Origin of the sequence: Kitasatospora sp. NPDC089797 (assembly GCF_040684795.1) — a bacterium.
GTDB lineage: Bacteria > Actinomycetota > Actinomycetes > Streptomycetales > Streptomycetaceae > Kitasatospora.
Map to the genome: position 1 here is coordinate 20,975 of NZ_JBFBGS010000024.1, position 16,236 is coordinate 37,210.

A 16,236-nucleotide genomic window follows, 5' to 3' on the forward strand; every position below is an offset into this window, starting at 1 on the left:
GGGCGGCCCCGCGGGCGTCGCTCGGGACACCCTGTTCCCGGCGACACCCCGGAGTCCGCCCGTGCCCGACCGCACCGCCGCCACGACCACCGCCGCTGCCACCACCACCGCCACCGCCGCCCGCTACCTCTACCTCGCCCGCCACGCCGAGGCGGCCGCCCCGCCCGGGACGGGCGGTCCGGGCGGGACGGGCGCGCTCACCGCCGCCGGACAGCGCCAGGCCGTCCTGCTCGGCCGCCGCCTGGCCGGCCGCCCCCTCACCGCGCTCCACCACGGCCCGCTCCCCCGGGCCGCGCAGACCGCGCGGCTGGTCCGGGAGCAGCTCGGCGACGGGGTGGCGGTGTCGGTCCGCGAGGAGACCGGCGACTACGTCCCGTACGTCCCCTCCGCCGCCGAACTTCCGGAGGACAGCGCGGAGTTCCTGCTGCGGTTCCTCGCGGGCGCCTCGGCCGAGGAGCGCTCCCGGGGGCCGGAGCTGGCCCGGCGGGCGGTGGAACGGTTCACCGGGCCGGTCGCGGGCGGCGCGGAGCGGCACGAACTGGTCATCACCCACGCCTTCCTGATCGGCTGGCTGGTCCGCCACGCCCTGGGCGCCCCCGCCTGGCGCTGGCTCGGCCTCAACGCCGCCAACGCCGCCCTCACGGTGCTGCGTTTCGCCCCCGGCCGCCCCCCGGCCGTCCTGCTGCTGAACGACCAGGCCCACCTGCCCGAGGAGCTGCGGTGGACGGGCTTCCCGCCCGAGCTGCGCCTCGACGGCGTTCCCGACGCCCCCGGCACCGGAGGCCCCGACACCGGAGGCCCCGCGCGGGAGGTCGGCCCGCCCGACGTCCCGCGCACCTCGCCCGACGTCCCGTGCACCCCGCCCGCCGCCGTCCGCCCCGGCGGTCGGACCGCCGCTACCCCCGCGCCCCCGGCGGGCGCAGATGGCGGCTGACGTCGCCGACCAGGGTGATCCGGACCCGGCGTTCCGCGAAGCGCCAGCGCCCGTCCACCCGCGCGAAGCGGTCGTGGTAACGCCCGGCGGCGATGACCTGCAACGGCAGCTCCGGCAGAGCCTGGAGGACCGTGACGTACGACCGCGCGACGGCCGTGCCCGCGGGCTCGTCGACCTCGACGGCGAGGTTGGTGGTGACGTGCTGGGTACGCGGCGTGCCGTCCTCGTAGCGGATCACGGTGTCGCGGAACATCCGCTCGATCGCCTCGCGCCCGCGCAGCGGCTCGCCGCTGCCGACGAAGACGGCGTCGGCGAGCAGCTCGCCCAGCCCGGCGAAGTCGCCGTCGTCGACCAGCTCGGCGTAGCGCGCGATCAGGTTCTCGACGGCCCGGTGGTTCGGTGCGGCGTTGTCGTCCATCACGCGTCAGACTACCGCCGGACGGCCCCCGGCCGCCGCGACCGGCCCCCGGCGACCGCAGCCGAAGGCGCTACCGCCCGCGTTCCAGCACGAGTTCCGTCCAGCTCACGTCCGCGCGCCCGTGCAGGTCCGCGCGTTCGCCGCGGTGCAGCAGCCGCAGGCCGTGGTCCTGCGCCAGGGTGACGGTGCGCTCGGGCGGGAGGTCGAACATCCGGCGCCCGGGCGGGACGGGGCCGTGCCGCAGGGTGAGGGCGAGGCGGGCGCCGGGCGCGAGCAGGCGGGCCACGGCGGCCATCGCGGGCGGGCCCTCGGCGGGGGTGAGGTGCATCCACACCGCCGTGATCAGGACGAGGTCGAAGCGCCCGCCCTCGGCGCTCAGCCGGGGCAGCCCGGGCAGCGCGTCCGCGAGCCACCGGATGTCGGCGTCCGGGTGCAGGCGCCGCCCCGCGGCCCGCAGTTCGGGTGTCGGTTCGACGGCGACCACCCGGTGGCCGAGCGCGGCCAGCGCGGCCGCGTCGCGTCCGGTGCCCGCGCCGATGTCCAACACCCGTGCGGGCGGGGCCGGGTAGAGGTGCAGCAGGGTGCGGTGGACCGCCGTGAAGTCCACGCTCTCGTACTGGACGGCGAGTTGCTCCGCCGCCTCGCCGTACCCGGCCGTGCCCGCGGGACCGGCGCTCACGCCGACTCCCGGACGACCACCGCGTCGCCGGCCGCGGCCGCGCCCGCGAAGAAGTCCCGCAGCTCGCGCAGGTCGTTGACCACCCGGGCGGCCCAGGACTCGGACCAGGGCGGCGCGGAGTCGAGTTGGGCGACGGTGCGGGCGAGCACCGTGTCCTGCTGGCGGACGAGTTCGCCGAGCGCGGAGTCGCGCAGGAACATGAAGGCGGCGGCGACCTGTTCGGGGCGCAGCACCAGCATGTCCGCCCCGGTGTCCCGGTGCGGGCCGCCGTAGACGGGCAGCCGGGCGGCGGGGTCGGGGTGCAGGCCGTTCTCGGTGAGCGCGAGTTCCATCAGGACGGCGGTCTGCCGCACCCCGAGGGCGAGTCCGTCGGCGGCCAGCCGGTCGTAGCGGACGTCGCGGCTCCGGGGCACCAGTTCGCCGAGTTCCTCCGGCGAACAGGCGTCCACGGCCCGACCTGGCAGGCGGCGCCAGAAGTGATCCACGGTCACCCGGAAAGCGTAGCGGTCGGCGGGCCCGGCGATCGTCCTCCCGGGCCGCCCCTGACGCGTTCTATGCCTCGCCGGGGTGCCAGCTCGGCCACTCCCAGGGGCGGTCGGCCCAGTGCACCTTGCCGGCATCGCGCGGGTCGAGCTCGGGAAAGAGCTGGTGGACCCGGGGTTCGAACTCCTCGGGGCCGAGGGGTTCCCAGCCGTGGCCGTCGAAGTGGACGAGGCGGTAGCGGCTGTCGGTGCGGAACTCGGCCACCTCGACCAGGTGTGCGGACGTGCTGTTGGTCTCCATGACCCCCAGCATGTGGCGCGGCGGCAATGCGCGCCCGTCCAGACCCCTCTTCCGGGTCATGTCCCCGCGTCGGCGCGCTCGTTGAGCACGGAAAGGTACGGCGGGGGGCGGCGCTGGAAGGACGAGCAGATGACTGGGCAGCCCACCGGAGGACCGTGGCAGTGGCCGTCGAACGCCTGGCAGCCACCGCCGGTCCCGATCCCGGCGCAGGCCGGTCCGCCCCCGGCGGGTCCGCCCCCGGGCCCGCCGGAGGCCCCCGTGCCGGGGCCGCCGCCGCGCTCGTGCAAGGCCTGGGCGGTCGCGGCGGGCGGCACGCTCGCCGTGCTGGCGGCGGTGCTGGTGATGTGCGGGCCCGGCTCGGGTGACGACGTCCGGGTGGTGGCCGTGCCGGGGGCCACGCCCTCCGCCACCCCTACCGAACCGACGGACGCCACCCGCACGGACCGCCTGTCGGACCTCCCGCCGGACTTCCCGCCGGGCGACACCCCGGCCCCCTCCCCGGGGCCGTCCCCCGCTCCGGGCAGCGGCCCGGGGGGCGGCTCGGGGGGCGCCGTGCCGGGCAGCGGCGCCCCGGCCACCGCGGCGGCCGCCCCGGAGCAGGCCGACGGCCGACACGCGACGGCCGGGGCCCGCCCCAGGCCCGGCCGCAGCCCGCACCCGGGGCCCGGCGGCCACCCGGCCGCGAGCACCGCCCCGGGCGGGCCCGGCTTCCCCACGCTCGGCCCGGGCACCATCTGTGACCAGGCCGAACGGATCGGCCGCTGGCCGGCCGGCTCGGAGCAGGCCCGGATCTGCCGCGGCGTCTACGGCTGAGACCGCCACGGCCGCGGGCGTCCACCGCCGGGCCGCCCACGGCCGAGGCTTCCCCACCGAGGCGCCCACGGCCGGTCGGCCCGGCCGTGGGCACGGTAGCGGCGGCACCTCAGCGGCGGCACCGGGCGCCGACGCCTCAGGGCGCCCCCAGCAGCCCCTTGTCCAGCCGGGGCGCCAGCACCCGGGCCAGGGTGTCCGTGATGTGCCCGGTGTCCCGGTAGAGCACCACGCCCTCCAGGACCGCCGGGCAGCTGGGCCCGCTGCCCGGGCAGAGCAGCGGCCCGAGGTCCAGGGTGTGGACCCCGTAGCGGGCCGCGAGGCCGCCGTCGAGCATCGGGTCGCGCTCGAAGGCGGTGTCGCGCGGGAAGAAGCAGGCGTCGGAGCGGCCGTCGGAGGCGGCCAGGCAGGTGGGGATGTCCTTGCCCGGCATCGGGGTGTCGCCGAGGTAGGCGAGCGGGGCTCCGAGCGCGGCCAGCCGGTCCAGGGTGCGGGTCCAGCCGGTGGTGCGCTCCTCCTGGCTGCCGTAGCGGTTGAGCCCGGCCATCAGCACCAGTCGGGGCTTGGGGCCGGAGGTGAGCCGGGTGAGGGTGTTCTCGCGCCAGCGGTCGCATTCGTCGAAGGTGCGGCCGAGGACGTCGTTGCGCACGGTGAGGGTGGCCAGCGGGCAGCCGGGCTTGACCAGCACCTCCAGGGCCCAGTGTCGCTGTTCGGCGAGCTTCAGCCCGGCGGAGATCCACTGTCCGGCGTGCGAGTCGCCGAGCAGCACGATCCGGTCGGGGCTGTCCTCGTCGCCGAACAGGCAGCGCGGGCTGCTGTCGGCGTTGAGCGGGATCTCGCAGCCCTTGCCGGGCGGGAAGTCCTGCCGGGCGCGGGCGAGCGAGGGGGTGAGGCCGAGCACCCGGGCGCCGGGGGCGAGCAGGGCGGGCCCGGCGACGGCGCCGGCGGGGGCGACGGCCGGGGTGTCCGCGGTGCCGCCGAGGGCCCGGACGGCACCGCCGCCGAGGGTGAGGGCGGCGATCAGCGGGATGACCAGGGCGCTGGCGCCGACGGCGAGGCCGCGCCGGGGTGCCGGGCTGCTGCCGTACCGCAGCGGCTGCTCGACCAGGCGCATGGTGAGCCAGGCGGGCAGGGCGCTGGCGGCGGTGAGGGCGAGCAGCACCGTCCAGGGCAGTTGGCCGTAGCGGGCCTGGGCGATGGTGAGCACCGGCCAGTGCCACAGGTACCAGGCGTACGAGAGGCGTCCGGCGGCGCGCAGCGGGCGGGTGGCGAGCAGTCCGCCGACGACCCGGTCGGACGGGGCGGCGAGCAGCAGGGCGGCGGTGCCCAGGACGGGCAGCAGGGCGGCCGCGCCCGGGAAGGGGGTGGTGCGGTCGTACAGGAGGATCGACGCCGCCACGGCCGCCAGGCCCGCCCAGCCGAGCACCCGCAGCGCCCCGGTCGCGGCGCGCCCGGGGGTGCGGGCGGCGAGGGCACTGCCCGCCAGGGCGGCGCAGGCCCCGGCGGCGAACTCCCAGAGCCGGCTGCCGGTGGAGAAGTAGGCGAGCGGGGCGGAGGTGGCGGTCCAGCGCAGGCAGAGGGCCAGCGAGATCCCGCCGACGGCCAGGGTGGCGAGGGTGATCGCCAGGGTCCGGCGGCGCCCGTGCAGGTAGCGGGCGAGGCCGAGCAGCAGGACGCCCCAGAGCAGGTAGAACTGGTTCTCCACGCCGAGGGACCAGAAGTGCTGGAGCGGGCTGGGGTCGTGTTCGGCGGCCAGGTAGTCGGTCTGCTGGCCGACGAAGCGCCAGTTGGCGAACTGGCCGGCGGCGGCGATCAGGTCGTGGGCGAGGTCGGTGCCGCGCAGCGGGTCGAGCAGGGCGCCGCCGGCCGCGGCGGTGGCGACCAACACGGTGGCGGCGGCGGGCAGGATGCGCCGGGCCCGGCGGGCAGCGAAGTCCCACAGGCCGAGCGGGCGGCCGGTGAGCAGGCCGGTGATCAGGAAGCCGGAGATGACGAAGAAGATGTCGACGCCGACGTAGCCCCCGGTCGGTCCGGGGACGGCGGCGTGGAAGGCGAGGACGGAGAGCACGGCGATGCCGCGCAGTCCCTCGATGTCGGGGCGGAAGGCGGCGCGCCGACGGGGCTCGCCCGGCGGCACCACCTCGGCGGAGGTCGGGGCGGTTCCGGCGGCGACGGCCTGCCGGTCCAACCGGACGACTCCGGGCAACAGTTCAGCGGAAGCGGACGTGGACGTGGATGTGGTCGTCTGCACGGACGACGTCGGTGACGCGGGCGGCGTCGAGGACGTGGGCGACGACGGTGGTACGGCCGTTGACACGGCGGTGCTCCTTGCTGGGCAGGCAGCGGTGGTCGGGCCCGCCGGGCCGATGGGGCGGCCGGCGGCGGGTTCCGCGCCGGTGGGGCGACGCGCAAGGAAACGCAGCGGTAGGACGGGGAAAGCGGTCGGGCGCTCGATCAGGCAGGCAGCCAGGCAAGCCGGATCAGAAGATCAGCGGATCGGCCCAGCCGGAGGCGAGCACCCCGCACAGCAGCAGCACGGCGGTGACGGCGACGGCCTCCGCCTGCCCGAAGCCGAGTTCGGAGCGGCGCCGCACCGGCGCGGCGACCTCGCCGCCGGCCTTGTCGGCCCCGCCGAGCAGCGGCCACAGGGCCCGGACCAGCGGGATCATGGTGTAGGCGGTGAGGCCGAGCAGCGCGGTGAGCGCCCAGAACGGCCGCCAGCCGTACTCCAGCGCGGCGCGCACCAGGCCCGCCGCACCCGCGAGGACGACGAACCCGAGCCAGCCGACCCCGAGTCGGGCGACGGTACGGGCCAGTGCGGTTCCGCCGGACACGGCGCCGGTGGGCACCCAGTCGGCGGAGCGGCGGCGCAGCGCGTGGGCGATGGCGACCACGTGGCAGAGCCCGCCCAGGAGTTGGACCCGGGTGACCTCGAAGCGCCAGCGGGTGCGGGACATCGCCGGCAGCAGGACGAGCGCGACCCAGATCGGCGGCAGGAAGGGCAGGACCTGCCAGGGCTGGATCTGCTCGGGCGCGAAGAACAGCATGATCAGCGCGGGCAGCGGCACGGCGAACACGTTCACCGCGCTGGTGACGTAGCCGAGGATGCCGTTCCAGAAGCAGAGCCGGGCGGAGCGCGACAGCGGCCCACGGCGGAAGTCCGGGTCGCGGACGAGGGCCAGGGAGCCGAGGCACCAGCGGTACTGCTGGCTGATGAAGGCGGGCAGGCCGGTGGGCGACATGCCCTTGGCGACCAGCGCGGGCACGTACCGGGTGCTCCAGCCGGCCCGGGCGAGGGCGAGGCCGGTGTAGAGGTCCTCGCTGTGGTCGATCTCGGCGAAGCCGCCGATCCGCTGCAGGGCGGCGCGGCGGTAGAGCGCGTTGGTGCCGCAGCAGACGGTGCCGTCCTGGGCGTCCCGGGAGGGCTGGATCCAGCGGTAGAAGATCTCCTGGGTCGCTCCCGCGGCGCGTTCGAGCCAGGACATGTCGGCGTCCGTGTCGAAGCACTGCGGGCTCTGCACGATGCCGACCCCGGGGTTGTCGAGGTAGGGCACCAGGTGGTGCAGGAAGTCGGGGCGCGGGCAGAAGTCGGCGTCGAGCACGGCGACGATCTCGCCGTCGCCCTCGGCCAGGCCGTGGTTGAGGTTGCCGGCCTTCTTGAAGCGGCCGCGGTCGGGGCGGGCGCGGTACTGGAAGCCGTAGGACTCGGCGAGTTCCCGCACCTCGGGGCGGTCGGCGTCGTCGAGCACCAGGACGGTGAGCTCGCCGGGCCAGCGCACCGCCGCCGTGTGCCGGTAGGCGTTGTCGAGGACGGCCAGCGGTTCGCCGGCGGTGGGCAGCAGGAGGTCCACGCTCGGGTGGCGGGCGGGGCTCCAGGCGCGCAGCAGCAGGTCGTGCGAGTCGCGGGTGAACCGGCGGGCGCGCTGGCCGTCGGTGAGCGAGAGCAGCCAGGTGGCGGCGTTGAGCACGGTGAGCAGCAGGAACGGCCAGAGTAGCGGCTTGCTCAGCGCGAACAGGCCGAGGGTGGCGGTGGCTCCCGCGTAGGAGAGGGTGGCGCACAGCAGCACCCAGCGGCGCTGCGGGCCGAAGTACCAGTAGAGCTCCTCGTCGTCGGGCGGACCGGGGAGTCGGAGGTCGGGGTCCGCGGGTGTCCAGCGCGGACCGGTGTCGGGTGCGGGCATGGCGGTGCCATGGAGTACGGGCATGCGGAAATGGCCCCCCTGGGCATCGGACGGACTCTTGCCGTTCGACCACAGCCTCTCACATTGGTCTGGACCAATCGTGAACGAGGTATGACATCTCCGCATCGCCGCAGCTCAGTGACCTGACGTGACATCAGCAGGACGACAGACCGTCAAACGATCAACGAACAGCCCCTGTTCGAACCCTGCCTCCGAGGCACAACGGATCGCGCTCAGGCCGGGTTCAGCTCCTTGACCAACCGCTCGAACCGGAGGTCCGGCCGGCGCGGGATGCCGAACCGCTCGTCCCCGTACGGGAAGGGGCTGAACTCGCCGGTCCGGTGGAACCCGCGCCGCTCGTACCAGGCGATCAGCTCCGGACGCTGCTCGATCACCGACATCTCCATCGCACCGACGCCCCACTCCTCCCCCGCCAGCCGCTCCGCCCGGGCCAGGACCGCCCGGCCGAGCCCGCCGCCCTGGAGGCCGGGACGCACCGAGAACATGCCGAAGTAGGCGCGGTCACCGCGCCGCTCCAACTGGCAGCAGGCGAGCAGCTCGCCCTTCCGCTCGGCCAGCAGCACCAGTCCGTCGGCGTGGCCGACGGCCTCCGCCACCGCCTCCGCGTCGGTGCGCCGCCCGCTCAGCAGGTCGGCCTCCGTGGTCCAGCCGGCCCGGCTGTCCTCACCCCGGTAGGCGGACTCGACCAGTTCGACCAGGGCCGGTACGTCGGCAGCCGTCGCGATCCGGAAGTCGGGCCCGGCGGCCTCGGCGGCGGGCCCGGTGACGGTCTCGGACATGGGGGTTTCCTCTTCTCGCGCAGGTGGGCGTGGTCCGGGCATCGTGCCACAGCGGCCGGGGCCCGCCCCGGGGACCGTGGCGGCCGCCGTCACCCCGAACGTTCCGAACGGCGTAACCCGGGACGCCTGGCAGAGCTGGCGGGTACATGGCTAATCTGCTCCCGGCCGTACCAACGACCAGCCGTACTGGGCTCATTGGGCCCACTCGTACCGGCCCCGCACGCCCCTGTCCCGGCCCGCACTGCCGGAACGGGGACGTGCACGAGCGGGCACGCACCCCGCACGGAGCAGCCCGCACCGGCCCGCACGGGAACACCCCGCACCCCACCGGAACGCCCGGCACCAACCACACCTACGACACACACCGGACCACACCGGACCACACCGGACCACACGGCACGCACGGAACGCACCGGACCGCATCGGAACCAGAGGAGTCTCCATGCCCCGCTCGTCCCGCTCCGCCCGCCCCACCGGTACCACCAGACCCGGCCCCCGCCGCCGGCTCCCCGTCCTGGCCGCACTCGCCGCCGCGGCCGCCCTGGTCGCCGGCGTCGGCGCGCCCGCGTACGCGGCCGACCCCGCCCCTGTCGCCCCCGCCCCCACCGCCGTCCCCGGCACCGAGGACCGCCCGGACTTCCACCCGGACCAGGACTTCGCCGGCTCCACCGTCGCCGCCCACGAGGGCGTCGAGGGCGGAACGCCGTTCGCCGCCCTCGACGCCACCCGGGTCGCGGGGCTGGACGTCGCCAGCTACCAGCACAACGTCGACTGGTCAGCGGTGTCCGCCAACGGCGCCCAGTTCGCCTACGTCAAGGCCACCGAGGGCACCAGCTACACCAACCCGTACTTCGGCCAGCAGTACAACGGTTCCTACGACGCCGGACTGATCCGCGGCGCCTACCACTTCGCGCTGCCGGGGGACTCCTCCGGCTCCGCCCAGGCCAACTGGTTCGTCGACCACGGCGGCGGCTGGTCCGCCGACGGCGCGACCCTGCCGCCCGCCCTGGACATCGAGTACAACCCGTACGGCGCCAGCTGCTACGGCCTCAGCCGGAGCGCCCTGGTCGGCTGGATCCGCGACTTCAGCAGCACCGTCCACCACCGCACCGGCCGCTACCCGACCATCTACACCACCACCAGCTGGTGGTCGAGCTGCACCGGCAACTACGGCGGCTTCGGCGCCACCAACCCGCTGTGGATCGCCCGTTACTCCTCCAGCGTCGGCACCCTGCCGAACGGCTGGGAGTACCAGACGTTCTGGCAGTACGCCAACTCCGGCACCTTCCCGGGTGACCAGGACCTCTTCAACGGCTCCGCCGACCGGCTGAGCGCGCTCGCGCTGGGCTGACGGCCCGGGCCCGGGGAGCCGCACCGGCCCCCGGCCCGACGCCCCGGGCCCACGGCCCGCGGTGGGCCCCCGGGTTCACCGCGGGTCGATCAGCTCCGGCGCGAACACCGTGCCGAGCGGCTCCGGCCCCACGTACTGCTGGCAGTTGCACTGCTTCGGCTCGTACCGCACCGGGCGCCGGTCGGCGTCCCAGGCGGTCGGCGCCTCGACCACCTCGTGGCAGCGGCCCTGCCGGTCGTGCTTGGCCAGGTGATGGGTACAGCCGCAGACCGGGTCGGGCGGCCGGTGGGCCTCCTCCAGGGCCAGGCGCTGCTGATTCCGGGCGTCGAGCAGTTCGAGCTTGCGCTCGTGCCGCTCCTTGACGTCCCGGCGGACCCGGTTGGCGATGTTCCCACCTCCGTAGAGGACGGCGGGCACCAACCACCACAGATTCCACAACGAGTCCATCGACGTCCCCCCAGCCCTGCCGTTCTGCCGACCGGCATCATACGACTGACCAGCGCGAACGGCCCCGCCCAGGTCGGCGGACGAACAGGTCGGCGGACGAACGGACCGCCCGCCGAACCGTCCGCCCGACAACCGTCGGCCCGCCGAACCCGTCCGCCCGTCCGACCGCCGGACCGGCCGCCCGACGAGCAGGTCAGCGGATGATCGGCAGCACCGGCTCCGAACTGCGGCCCGCCGCCGCCTCGATGAAGGCGACCGGGTCGGTGGCCTCGGCCAGCAGCGCCCGGGTGAAGTGCAACGCCCCCTCGGCCGGGGCCGGCCCGCCGACCGCCGCGATCAGGTCGAGCAGGTGGACGGTCGCCTCCATCAGCGCCACCTCGCCGAGCGCCCCCAGCGTCACGGGGCCGAGCAGCTGGTGCGCCACCACCGTCCCGGGCGGCAGGTCCGCGATCCCGGCCAGGGCCTCGGGCCCCGCCACGCCGAACCGGGCGATCAGCGCGGCCGGTTCGGTCGCCCTGGCGGTCTCCTTCGCCAGCTCGGCGATCTGCCCGGCGGCGGTGTGCGCGAGCCCGCCCGGCCGGTTGAACGCCCGCAGGATGTCCGCCCCGCGGGTCAGCCCGGCCGGACCGCCGACCGTCATCGCCCGGAGGCCCGCGAACTGCTCGGGCACCGGCGCCACGTGCGCGTACAGGTCGCGGACCGTCCACTCGGACAGCCGGGTGGGCCGGTCCCAGTCCTCCTCGCCCAGCGCCGCACCGCGTTCCGCCCAGGACCGCCACACCTCGGCCAACAGCCCTGGGACGTCCTCGTTCTGACCGCTCATCGATACCTCCTGGCAACGGTGCCCACCGGAGCCCCACGCTACCGGCCGCCGCCGACAAACCGCTTGTGCCCCCGCCGTCCCGGCCGCCACCATCGGGCCATGACCGAGACACCCGCCCGCCCGCTGCCCCGGACCGCCACCGCCCGCCCGGCCGTGGTCCAGCAGCAGCCCGGCCGACCCCGGAGGCCCGACCGCGCGCTCGGATGAGGGCCGCGCTGCTCGCCGGCCTGCTCGCCGGGTTCGGCGTCGCCGTGCCGGTGGGGGCCGTCGGGGCCTACCTGGTGGCGCTCAGCGCCCGCGCCCCGCTGCGCACCGGGGCCTGCGCCGCGCTCGGCGTGGCCACCGCGGACGGGCTCTACGCACTGCTCGCCGTCCTCGGCGGCAGCGGCCTCGCACCGCTGCTGGCACCGCTCGCCGGGCCGCTGCGGACCGGCTCGGCCCTGGTGCTGCTCGTCCTGGCCGCCCGGACGGGCATCACCGCCGTCACCGCCTTTCGCGACCGCCGCGCCACCACCGCGCTCGCCGCGCCGACCCCGCCCGGGCCCGCCCGGGCCTTCCTCACCCTGCTCGGGATCACCCTGCTCAACCCGCTGACCGTGCTCTACTTCGCCGCCCTGGTCCTGGGCGGCACCGACCGGGCCGGCGGCGGCTCGGGTCCGCTCGCCCGGGCGGCCTTCACCCTCGCCGTGTTCGCCGCCTCCGCGGGCTGGCAACTGCTGCTCGCCGCCGGCGGCGCCCTGCTCGGTCGGGCCCTGACCGGCCCGCGCGGCCGGTTGCTGACCGCGCTCGGCTCCGCCACCCTGGTCGGCGCGCTCGCCCTCCGGCTGCTGCTCGACTGACCCGGGCCCCCTCGCCGCCCGCGCCTCCGGAACCCCCGGGCGCGCGGGCGGCGAGGGGGCCTCCGCTCAGCAGCGGGCGCCGAGCATCCGCAGCACCAACTCGCCGTAGCGGCGGCCGAGTTCCTCGGGCGTCTCGGAGGAGCGCTCGGTGTACCAGCGGGAGACGTCGATGCCGAGCGAGGTGACCGCGCGGGCCGCCGTGCGCACCTCGGAGACCTCGAACTCCCCGGCCGCCACGCCCGCCTCGATCAGGGCGCTGACCTCGCGCTCGATGTCCAGGCGGAGCGCGGCGACCTGGGCGTAGGCGTCCTCGGGCAGCGCGTGCAGCTCGTAGTTGACCACCCGGCCGACCGTCCGGGCCCGGGCGTGCCAGGCGGTGAACTGCTCGACCAGCCGCCGCATCCGCTCCGCCGGACCGCCCTCCCCGGCGGTCGCCTGCCGCACCAGGGCCAGGGTGGCGGCGTGTCCGGCGCGGCTGATCTCGGCGAGCAGGGCGGCCTTGGACTGGTAGTGGATGTACAGCGCGGCGGGGCTCATCCCGGCCGCGGTGGCGATGTCCCTGGTGGTGGTGGCGTGGAAGCCGCGCTCCGCGAACGACTCGACGGCCGCCTGGAGCAGCCGGTACGCCGCCTCGGGGCGGGTGTCGGCGCCGGGCAGGGTGGGCCAGAGGTCGGCGATGGGCGTGCTGGTCATGGCGCCATCCTCCCAGAGAGGTCGTACAGGCTTTCGCATCGGCCGCCGGGTGCGGCCCGGTGGACTGTTGACAGGCTCCCGCACCGACACCATGCTGAGCAAGCGCTTAGTCAGCGTGCCCGGACACGTGCGGCGCAGAAGGACACGTGCGGCGCAGTAAGGACATGTGCGGCGCAGAACTCGAGATCCTCGCGGGAAAGGCAGGACCCTCCGTGGTGCACTCCTTCAAGGGCCGGGTGGCCGTCGTCACCGGATCGAGCCGCGGCATCGGCCTCGGCATCGCCCACGAACTGGTCGAACGCGGGGCCAAGGTCTGCCTCACCGCCCGCAACGCCGAGCCGCTCGCCGAGGCCGTCCGCGACCTCGGCGGCCCGGAGAACGCGATCGCCGTCGCGGGCAAGGCCGACGACCCGGCCCACCAGGAGGAGGCGGTCGCCCGCACCCTGGAGGCCTTCGGGCGCTTGGACCACCTGGTCAACAACACCGGCATCAACCCGGTCTACGGGCCGGTGCTGGAGACCGACGAGGCCGCCGCCGCCAAGATCCTCGCCGTCAACGTGCTCGGCCCGCTGGCCTGGACCCGCCGGGCGCACGCCGCCTGGATGGGCGAGCACGGCGGCTCGGTCGTCAACGTCGCCTCGATCGCCGGCATCCGGGCCTCGCTCGGGATCGGCATGTACGGCATCAGCAAGGCCGCGCTGATCCGGCTCACCACCGAGCTCGGCGCCGAGCTGGGCCCGCAGGGCATCCGGGTCAACGCCGTCGCCCCCGCCGTGGTGAAGACCAGGTTCGCCGAGGCCCTGTACGAGGGCCGGGAGGAGAAGGTCGCCAAGGCCTACCCGCTGGGCCGGCTCGGCGTCCCCGAGGACATCGCCGGCGCGGTCGCCTTCCTGCTCTCCCCCGAGGCCGGCTGGATCACCGGCCAGACCCTGGTGGTGGACGGCGGGGTCACCCTCGGCGGTGGGCTGTGACGGCCGGCCGGGACAGCCGGGACGGGACGGCCGACCACGACCACCGGGGCACGACGGCCGACCTGGACGGCCAGGGCGTGGTGGTGACCGGCGCCGGCCGCGGCATCGGCGCCGCGCTGGCCCGGGCCTTCGCCGCCGCCGGGGCCCGGGTGGTGGTCAACGACCTGGACGCCGGGGCCGCCCACGCCGTCGCGAAGGCCGTCGGCGGCGCCGCCCTGCCCGGGGACGCCGCCTCCGTCGAGGGCCTGGCCGCCCTGGTCGACGGGGCCCGCGCCGAACTCGGCGAGATCGACGTCTGGTGCGCCAACGCGGGCGTCGCCCCGGTCGGCGGCGCCGACGCACCCGCCGCGGCCTGGGCGAGCGCCTGGGAGGTCAACGTGCTGGCGCACGTCCGCGCGGCCGAACTGCTGCTCCCCCGCTGGCTGGAGCGCGGCGAGGGCCGCTTCCTGGCCACCGTCTCCGCCGCCGGGCTGCTCACCATGCTCGGCTCGGCCCCGTACGCCGTCACCAAGCACGGCGCGCTGGCCTTCGCCGAGTGGCTCTCCTCGACCTACCGCCACCGCGGCGTCCGGGTGCACGCGCTCTGCCCGCAGGGCGTGCGCACCGACATGCTGGCCGGGACCGGCGCCGTCGGCGAGGCGCTGCTCGCGCCGACCGCGCTGGACCCGGCGGAGGTCGCCGAAGCGGCCCTCGCCGGCGTGCGCGAGGAGCGCTTCCTGATCCTGCCGCACCCGGAGGTCGCCGAGTACTACCGGGTCCGGGCGACCGAACCGGACCGCTGGATCGGCGGGATGAACCGGCTCCAACGGGAGCTGGAGCAGGGCGGCGCGCTGTGAGGGCCTGGCAGGTGGGTGAGCTCGGCGAGCCGGACGCGGTGATGCGGCTGGCCGAGGACGTCGCGCGGCCGGTGCCGGGGCCGGGGCAACTGCTGGTCCGGGTCCGGGCGGCGGCGGTGAACTTCCCGGACGCGCTGATGGTGCGCGGGCAGTACCAGGTCCGCCCGCCGCTGCCGTTCACCCCGGGCGTGGAGCTGTGCGGCGAGGTCGCGGACGGCGCCCGGCGCGGCGAGCGGCTGATCGGCAACCCGGTGCTGCCGCACGGCGCCTTCGCCGAGTACGCGCTGCTGGACGCCGCGGCCGCGTTCCCGGCGCCCGGGGCGCTGGACGACGCCGAGGCGGCGGCCCTGCACATCGGCTACCAGACCGCCTGGTTCGCCCTGCACCGCCGGGCCCGGCTGCGCGCCGGGGAGACCCTGCTGGTGCACGCGGCGGCGGGCGGGGTCGGCAGCGCGGCGGTCCAGCTCGGCCGGGCCGCCGGGGCCCGGGTGGTCGCCGTGGTCGGCGGGCCGGCGAAGGCCGCGGCGGCCCGGGCGCTCGGCGCCGACCTGGTGGTGGACCGCACCGCGGCGGACTTCCCGGCGGCCGTCAAGGAGTTCACCGGCGGGCGCGGCGCGGACGTGGTCTTCGACCCGGTCGGCGGCGCGGCCTACACCGGCTCCACCAAGTGCGTGGCCTTCGAGGGCCGGATCGTGGTGGTGGGCTTCGCCGCCGGGCAGATCCCCGCGCCCGCGCTCAACCACGCCCTGGTGAAGAACTACGCGATCCTCGGCCTGCACTGGGGCCTGTACAACACCCGTGACCCGCAGGCCGTGCGCGCCGCCCACGACGAGCTGACCGGGCTCGCCGCGCAGGGCGTGGTCCGGCCGCTGGTCAGCGCCCGGGTGCCGCTGGCCGAGGCCGCGACGGCCGTCCAGTCGGTCGCCGACGGGCGCAGCACCGGGCGGATCGTCGTCCTGGGCGACTGAGCCCGTCCGTCCCCGTCGGGGCGCCGACCCGCCCGCCGGGGTGTCAACCCTCCCGGCGGGCGGACTCGTTCTCCTGGGCGAGCCGGCGCAGCGCGAGCAGCGCCGGCTCCATCAGGACGGTGCGCAGCAGGGCCCGCTCGGCCTGTTCCAGCGGGTCCGCCTGCGGGTCGATCTGGTCGAGGTCGAGGACGGCGGTGCGCTCGGCCAGTTCGGCGTAGCCGCGCAGGGCGGCGCGGTCGAGTCCGGCGCCGAGCGCGCGCAGGGTCTCCAGGGTCTCCCCGAGGACGGCCCGCGCGGGGGCGTACTCGGAGACCTCCCAGCCGAGTTCGCCGATCAGCGCGTCCACCTCCGCCGCCCCCGGCGCGGGGGCCGGCTCCTCGCCCTCGTCGACCGGCCGGGCCCCGAGCACCAGCCCGAGCACCTGGTGCCGCTCCCCCGCGTGCTCCGCGACCGCGCCGAGCACCTCCCGGGTGGCGCTCACGCTCAGCCCCCGGACCCCGATCAGGGCGCGCACCAGGCGCAGCCGGCGCAGGTGGCCCTCGTCGTACTCGGCCTGGGTGGCGGCGGTGGCCCGGCCGGGCGGCAGCAGGCCCTCGCGCAGGTAGTACTTGATGGTCGCGGTCGGCACCGCGCTGCGGCGGCTGAGTTCGGAGATGCGCACTGCTGGACCCGGCTTTCCCCTGGCGTCTGGCGTTTGGATACC

The 16,236-nt window shown here is 76.2% G+C and carries 17 protein-coding genes and 1 pseudogene; 7 read left to right on the plus strand and 11 right to left on the minus strand.

Features of this window, described 5'->3' with window-relative positions; all coding sequences use genetic code 11:
* Positions 1-61: 61 nt before the first annotated feature.
* Positions 62-751, plus strand: a pseudogene (locus tag AB0O91_RS20410) (histidine phosphatase family protein); the annotation flags it as partial.
* Positions 752-896: 145 nt separating this feature from the next.
* Here AB0O91_RS20410 and AB0O91_RS20415 read toward each other — a convergent pair.
* The 4 genes from AB0O91_RS20415 to AB0O91_RS20430 form a co-directional block, all read right to left on the minus strand.
* Positions 897-1,352, minus strand: coding sequence for a nuclear transport factor 2 family protein (locus AB0O91_RS20415; RefSeq protein ID WP_363435022.1), 456 nt, complete (start codon positions 1,350-1,352; stop codon positions 897-899).
* Between the two features lie 70 nt (positions 1,353-1,422).
* Positions 1,423-2,031 carry a class I SAM-dependent methyltransferase gene (locus tag AB0O91_RS20420; protein WP_363435025.1) on the minus strand — a complete coding sequence of 203 codons (609 nt, stop codon included), beginning with the start codon at positions 2,029-2,031 and terminating at the stop codon, positions 1,423-1,425.
* Positions 2,028-2,522: a hypothetical protein gene (locus AB0O91_RS20425; protein ID WP_363435028.1), complete on the minus strand. Its 495-nt coding sequence runs from the start codon at positions 2,520-2,522 to the stop codon at positions 2,028-2,030. Before AB0O91_RS20425 ends, AB0O91_RS20420 begins: the two co-directional genes overlap by 4 nt.
* Before the next feature lie 61 nt (positions 2,523-2,583).
* Positions 2,584-2,814, minus strand: a complete 231-nt coding sequence (locus tag AB0O91_RS20430; RefSeq protein ID WP_363435030.1) for a hypothetical protein — start codon at positions 2,812-2,814, stop codon at positions 2,584-2,586.
* 258 nt (positions 2,815-3,072) lie between these two features.
* On the opposite strand from AB0O91_RS20430, the gene AB0O91_RS20435 reads away from it, so the two are divergent.
* Positions 3,073-3,627, plus strand: coding sequence for a hypothetical protein (locus AB0O91_RS20435; RefSeq protein WP_363435033.1), 555 nt, complete (start codon positions 3,073-3,075; stop codon positions 3,625-3,627).
* A gap of 136 nt (positions 3,628-3,763) precedes the next feature.
* On the opposite strand, the gene AB0O91_RS20440 is transcribed toward AB0O91_RS20435, so the two are convergent.
* The 3 genes from AB0O91_RS20440 to AB0O91_RS20450 all read right to left on the minus strand — a co-directional run bounded on the left by AB0O91_RS20440 (position 3,764) and on the right by AB0O91_RS20450 (position 8,605).
* Entirely contained in the window at positions 3,764-5,830 is a 2,067-nt protein-coding gene (locus tag AB0O91_RS20440) for an acyltransferase family protein (RefSeq protein WP_363435035.1), read from the minus strand.
* A gap of 274 nt (positions 5,831-6,104) precedes the next feature.
* Positions 6,105-7,829 carry a cellulose synthase catalytic subunit gene (locus AB0O91_RS20445; RefSeq protein WP_363435037.1) on the minus strand — a complete coding sequence of 575 codons (1,725 nt, stop codon included), beginning with the start codon at positions 7,827-7,829 and terminating at the stop codon, positions 6,105-6,107.
* Positions 7,830-8,038: 209 nt separating this feature from the next.
* Positions 8,039-8,605 (minus strand): GNAT family N-acetyltransferase, encoded by a 567-nt coding sequence (locus AB0O91_RS20450; RefSeq protein WP_363435038.1) that lies wholly within the window; start codon positions 8,603-8,605, stop codon positions 8,039-8,041.
* A gap of 442 nt (positions 8,606-9,047) precedes the next feature.
* Here AB0O91_RS20450 and AB0O91_RS20455 point away from each other — a divergent pair, with 442 nt between their 5' ends.
* Positions 9,048-9,956 (plus strand): lysozyme, encoded by a 909-nt coding sequence (locus AB0O91_RS20455; RefSeq protein ID WP_363435040.1) that lies wholly within the window; start codon positions 9,048-9,050, stop codon positions 9,954-9,956.
* 75 nt (positions 9,957-10,031) lie between these two features.
* Here the strand turns inward: AB0O91_RS20455 and AB0O91_RS20460 are convergent, their stop codons facing one another.
* Together AB0O91_RS20460 and AB0O91_RS20465 are read right to left on the minus strand one after the other, a co-directional pair.
* Positions 10,032-10,403, minus strand: a complete 372-nt coding sequence (locus AB0O91_RS20460) for a hypothetical protein (RefSeq protein WP_363435043.1) — start codon at positions 10,401-10,403, stop codon at positions 10,032-10,034.
* A gap of 193 nt (positions 10,404-10,596) precedes the next feature.
* Positions 10,597-11,226, minus strand: coding sequence for a maleylpyruvate isomerase N-terminal domain-containing protein (locus AB0O91_RS20465; protein ID WP_363435045.1), 630 nt, complete (start codon positions 11,224-11,226; stop codon positions 10,597-10,599).
* Positions 11,227-11,429: 203 nt separating this feature from the next.
* Here AB0O91_RS20465 and AB0O91_RS20470 point away from each other — a divergent pair, with 203 nt between their 5' ends.
* Positions 11,430-12,065 carry a LysE family transporter gene (locus AB0O91_RS20470; protein WP_363435047.1) on the plus strand — a complete coding sequence of 212 codons (636 nt, stop codon included), beginning with the start codon at positions 11,430-11,432 and terminating at the stop codon, positions 12,063-12,065.
* Positions 12,066-12,131: 66 nt separating this feature from the next.
* Here AB0O91_RS20470 and AB0O91_RS20475 read toward each other — a convergent pair whose 3' ends face one another.
* Positions 12,132-12,758, minus strand: coding sequence for a TetR/AcrR family transcriptional regulator (locus AB0O91_RS20475; RefSeq protein WP_363435050.1), 627 nt, complete (start codon positions 12,756-12,758; stop codon positions 12,132-12,134).
* A gap of 212 nt (positions 12,759-12,970) precedes the next feature.
* Between AB0O91_RS20475 and AB0O91_RS20480 the strand changes: the two genes are divergently transcribed.
* From AB0O91_RS20480 to AB0O91_RS20490, 3 genes are all read left to right on the plus strand, one after another.
* Positions 12,971-13,729 carry an SDR family oxidoreductase gene (locus AB0O91_RS20480; protein ID WP_363435052.1) on the plus strand — a complete coding sequence of 253 codons (759 nt, stop codon included), beginning with the start codon at positions 12,971-12,973 and terminating at the stop codon, positions 13,727-13,729.
* A gap of 62 nt (positions 13,730-13,791) precedes the next feature.
* Positions 13,792-14,565, plus strand: coding sequence for an SDR family oxidoreductase (locus AB0O91_RS20485; RefSeq protein WP_363435256.1), 774 nt, complete (start codon positions 13,792-13,794; stop codon positions 14,563-14,565).
* Positions 14,562-15,533: an NADPH:quinone oxidoreductase family protein gene (locus AB0O91_RS20490; protein WP_363435055.1), complete on the plus strand. Its 972-nt coding sequence runs from the start codon at positions 14,562-14,564 to the stop codon at positions 15,531-15,533. Before AB0O91_RS20485 ends, AB0O91_RS20490 begins: the two co-directional genes overlap by 4 nt.
* A 43-nt stretch (positions 15,534-15,576) precedes the next feature.
* Here the strand turns inward: AB0O91_RS20490 and AB0O91_RS20495 are convergent, their stop codons facing one another.
* Positions 15,577-16,194, minus strand: a complete 618-nt coding sequence (locus tag AB0O91_RS20495; protein WP_363435057.1) for a MerR family transcriptional regulator — start codon at positions 16,192-16,194, stop codon at positions 15,577-15,579.
* Between the last annotated feature and the right edge of the window lie 42 nt (positions 16,195-16,236).

Bases quoted from the DNA above. Each gene is read 5' to 3' on its own strand.
- AB0O91_RS20415 (WP_363435022.1), bottom strand. From the start codon at position 1,352: ATGGACGACAACGCCGCACCGAACCACCGGGCCGTCGAGAACCTGATC.
- AB0O91_RS20430 (WP_363435030.1), bottom strand. From the start codon at position 2,814: ATGGAGACCAACAGCACGTCCGCACACCTGGTCGAGGTGGCCGAGTTC.
- AB0O91_RS20445 (WP_363435037.1), bottom strand. From the start codon at position 7,829: ATGCCCGTACTCCATGGCACCGCCATGCCCGCACCCGACACCGGTCCG.
- AB0O91_RS20450 (WP_363435038.1), bottom strand. From the start codon at position 8,605: ATGTCCGAGACCGTCACCGGGCCCGCCGCCGAGGCCGCCGGGCCCGAC.
- AB0O91_RS20455 (WP_363435040.1), top strand. From the start codon at position 9,048: ATGCCCCGCTCGTCCCGCTCCGCCCGCCCCACCGGTACCACCAGACCC.
- AB0O91_RS20460 (WP_363435043.1), bottom strand. From the start codon at position 10,403: ATGGACTCGTTGTGGAATCTGTGGTGGTTGGTGCCCGCCGTCCTCTAC.
- AB0O91_RS20465 (WP_363435045.1), bottom strand. From the start codon at position 11,226: ATGAGCGGTCAGAACGAGGACGTCCCAGGGCTGTTGGCCGAGGTGTGG.
- AB0O91_RS20470 (WP_363435047.1), top strand. From the start codon at position 11,430: ATGAGGGCCGCGCTGCTCGCCGGCCTGCTCGCCGGGTTCGGCGTCGCC.
- AB0O91_RS20475 (WP_363435050.1), bottom strand. From the start codon at position 12,758: ATGACCAGCACGCCCATCGCCGACCTCTGGCCCACCCTGCCCGGCGCC.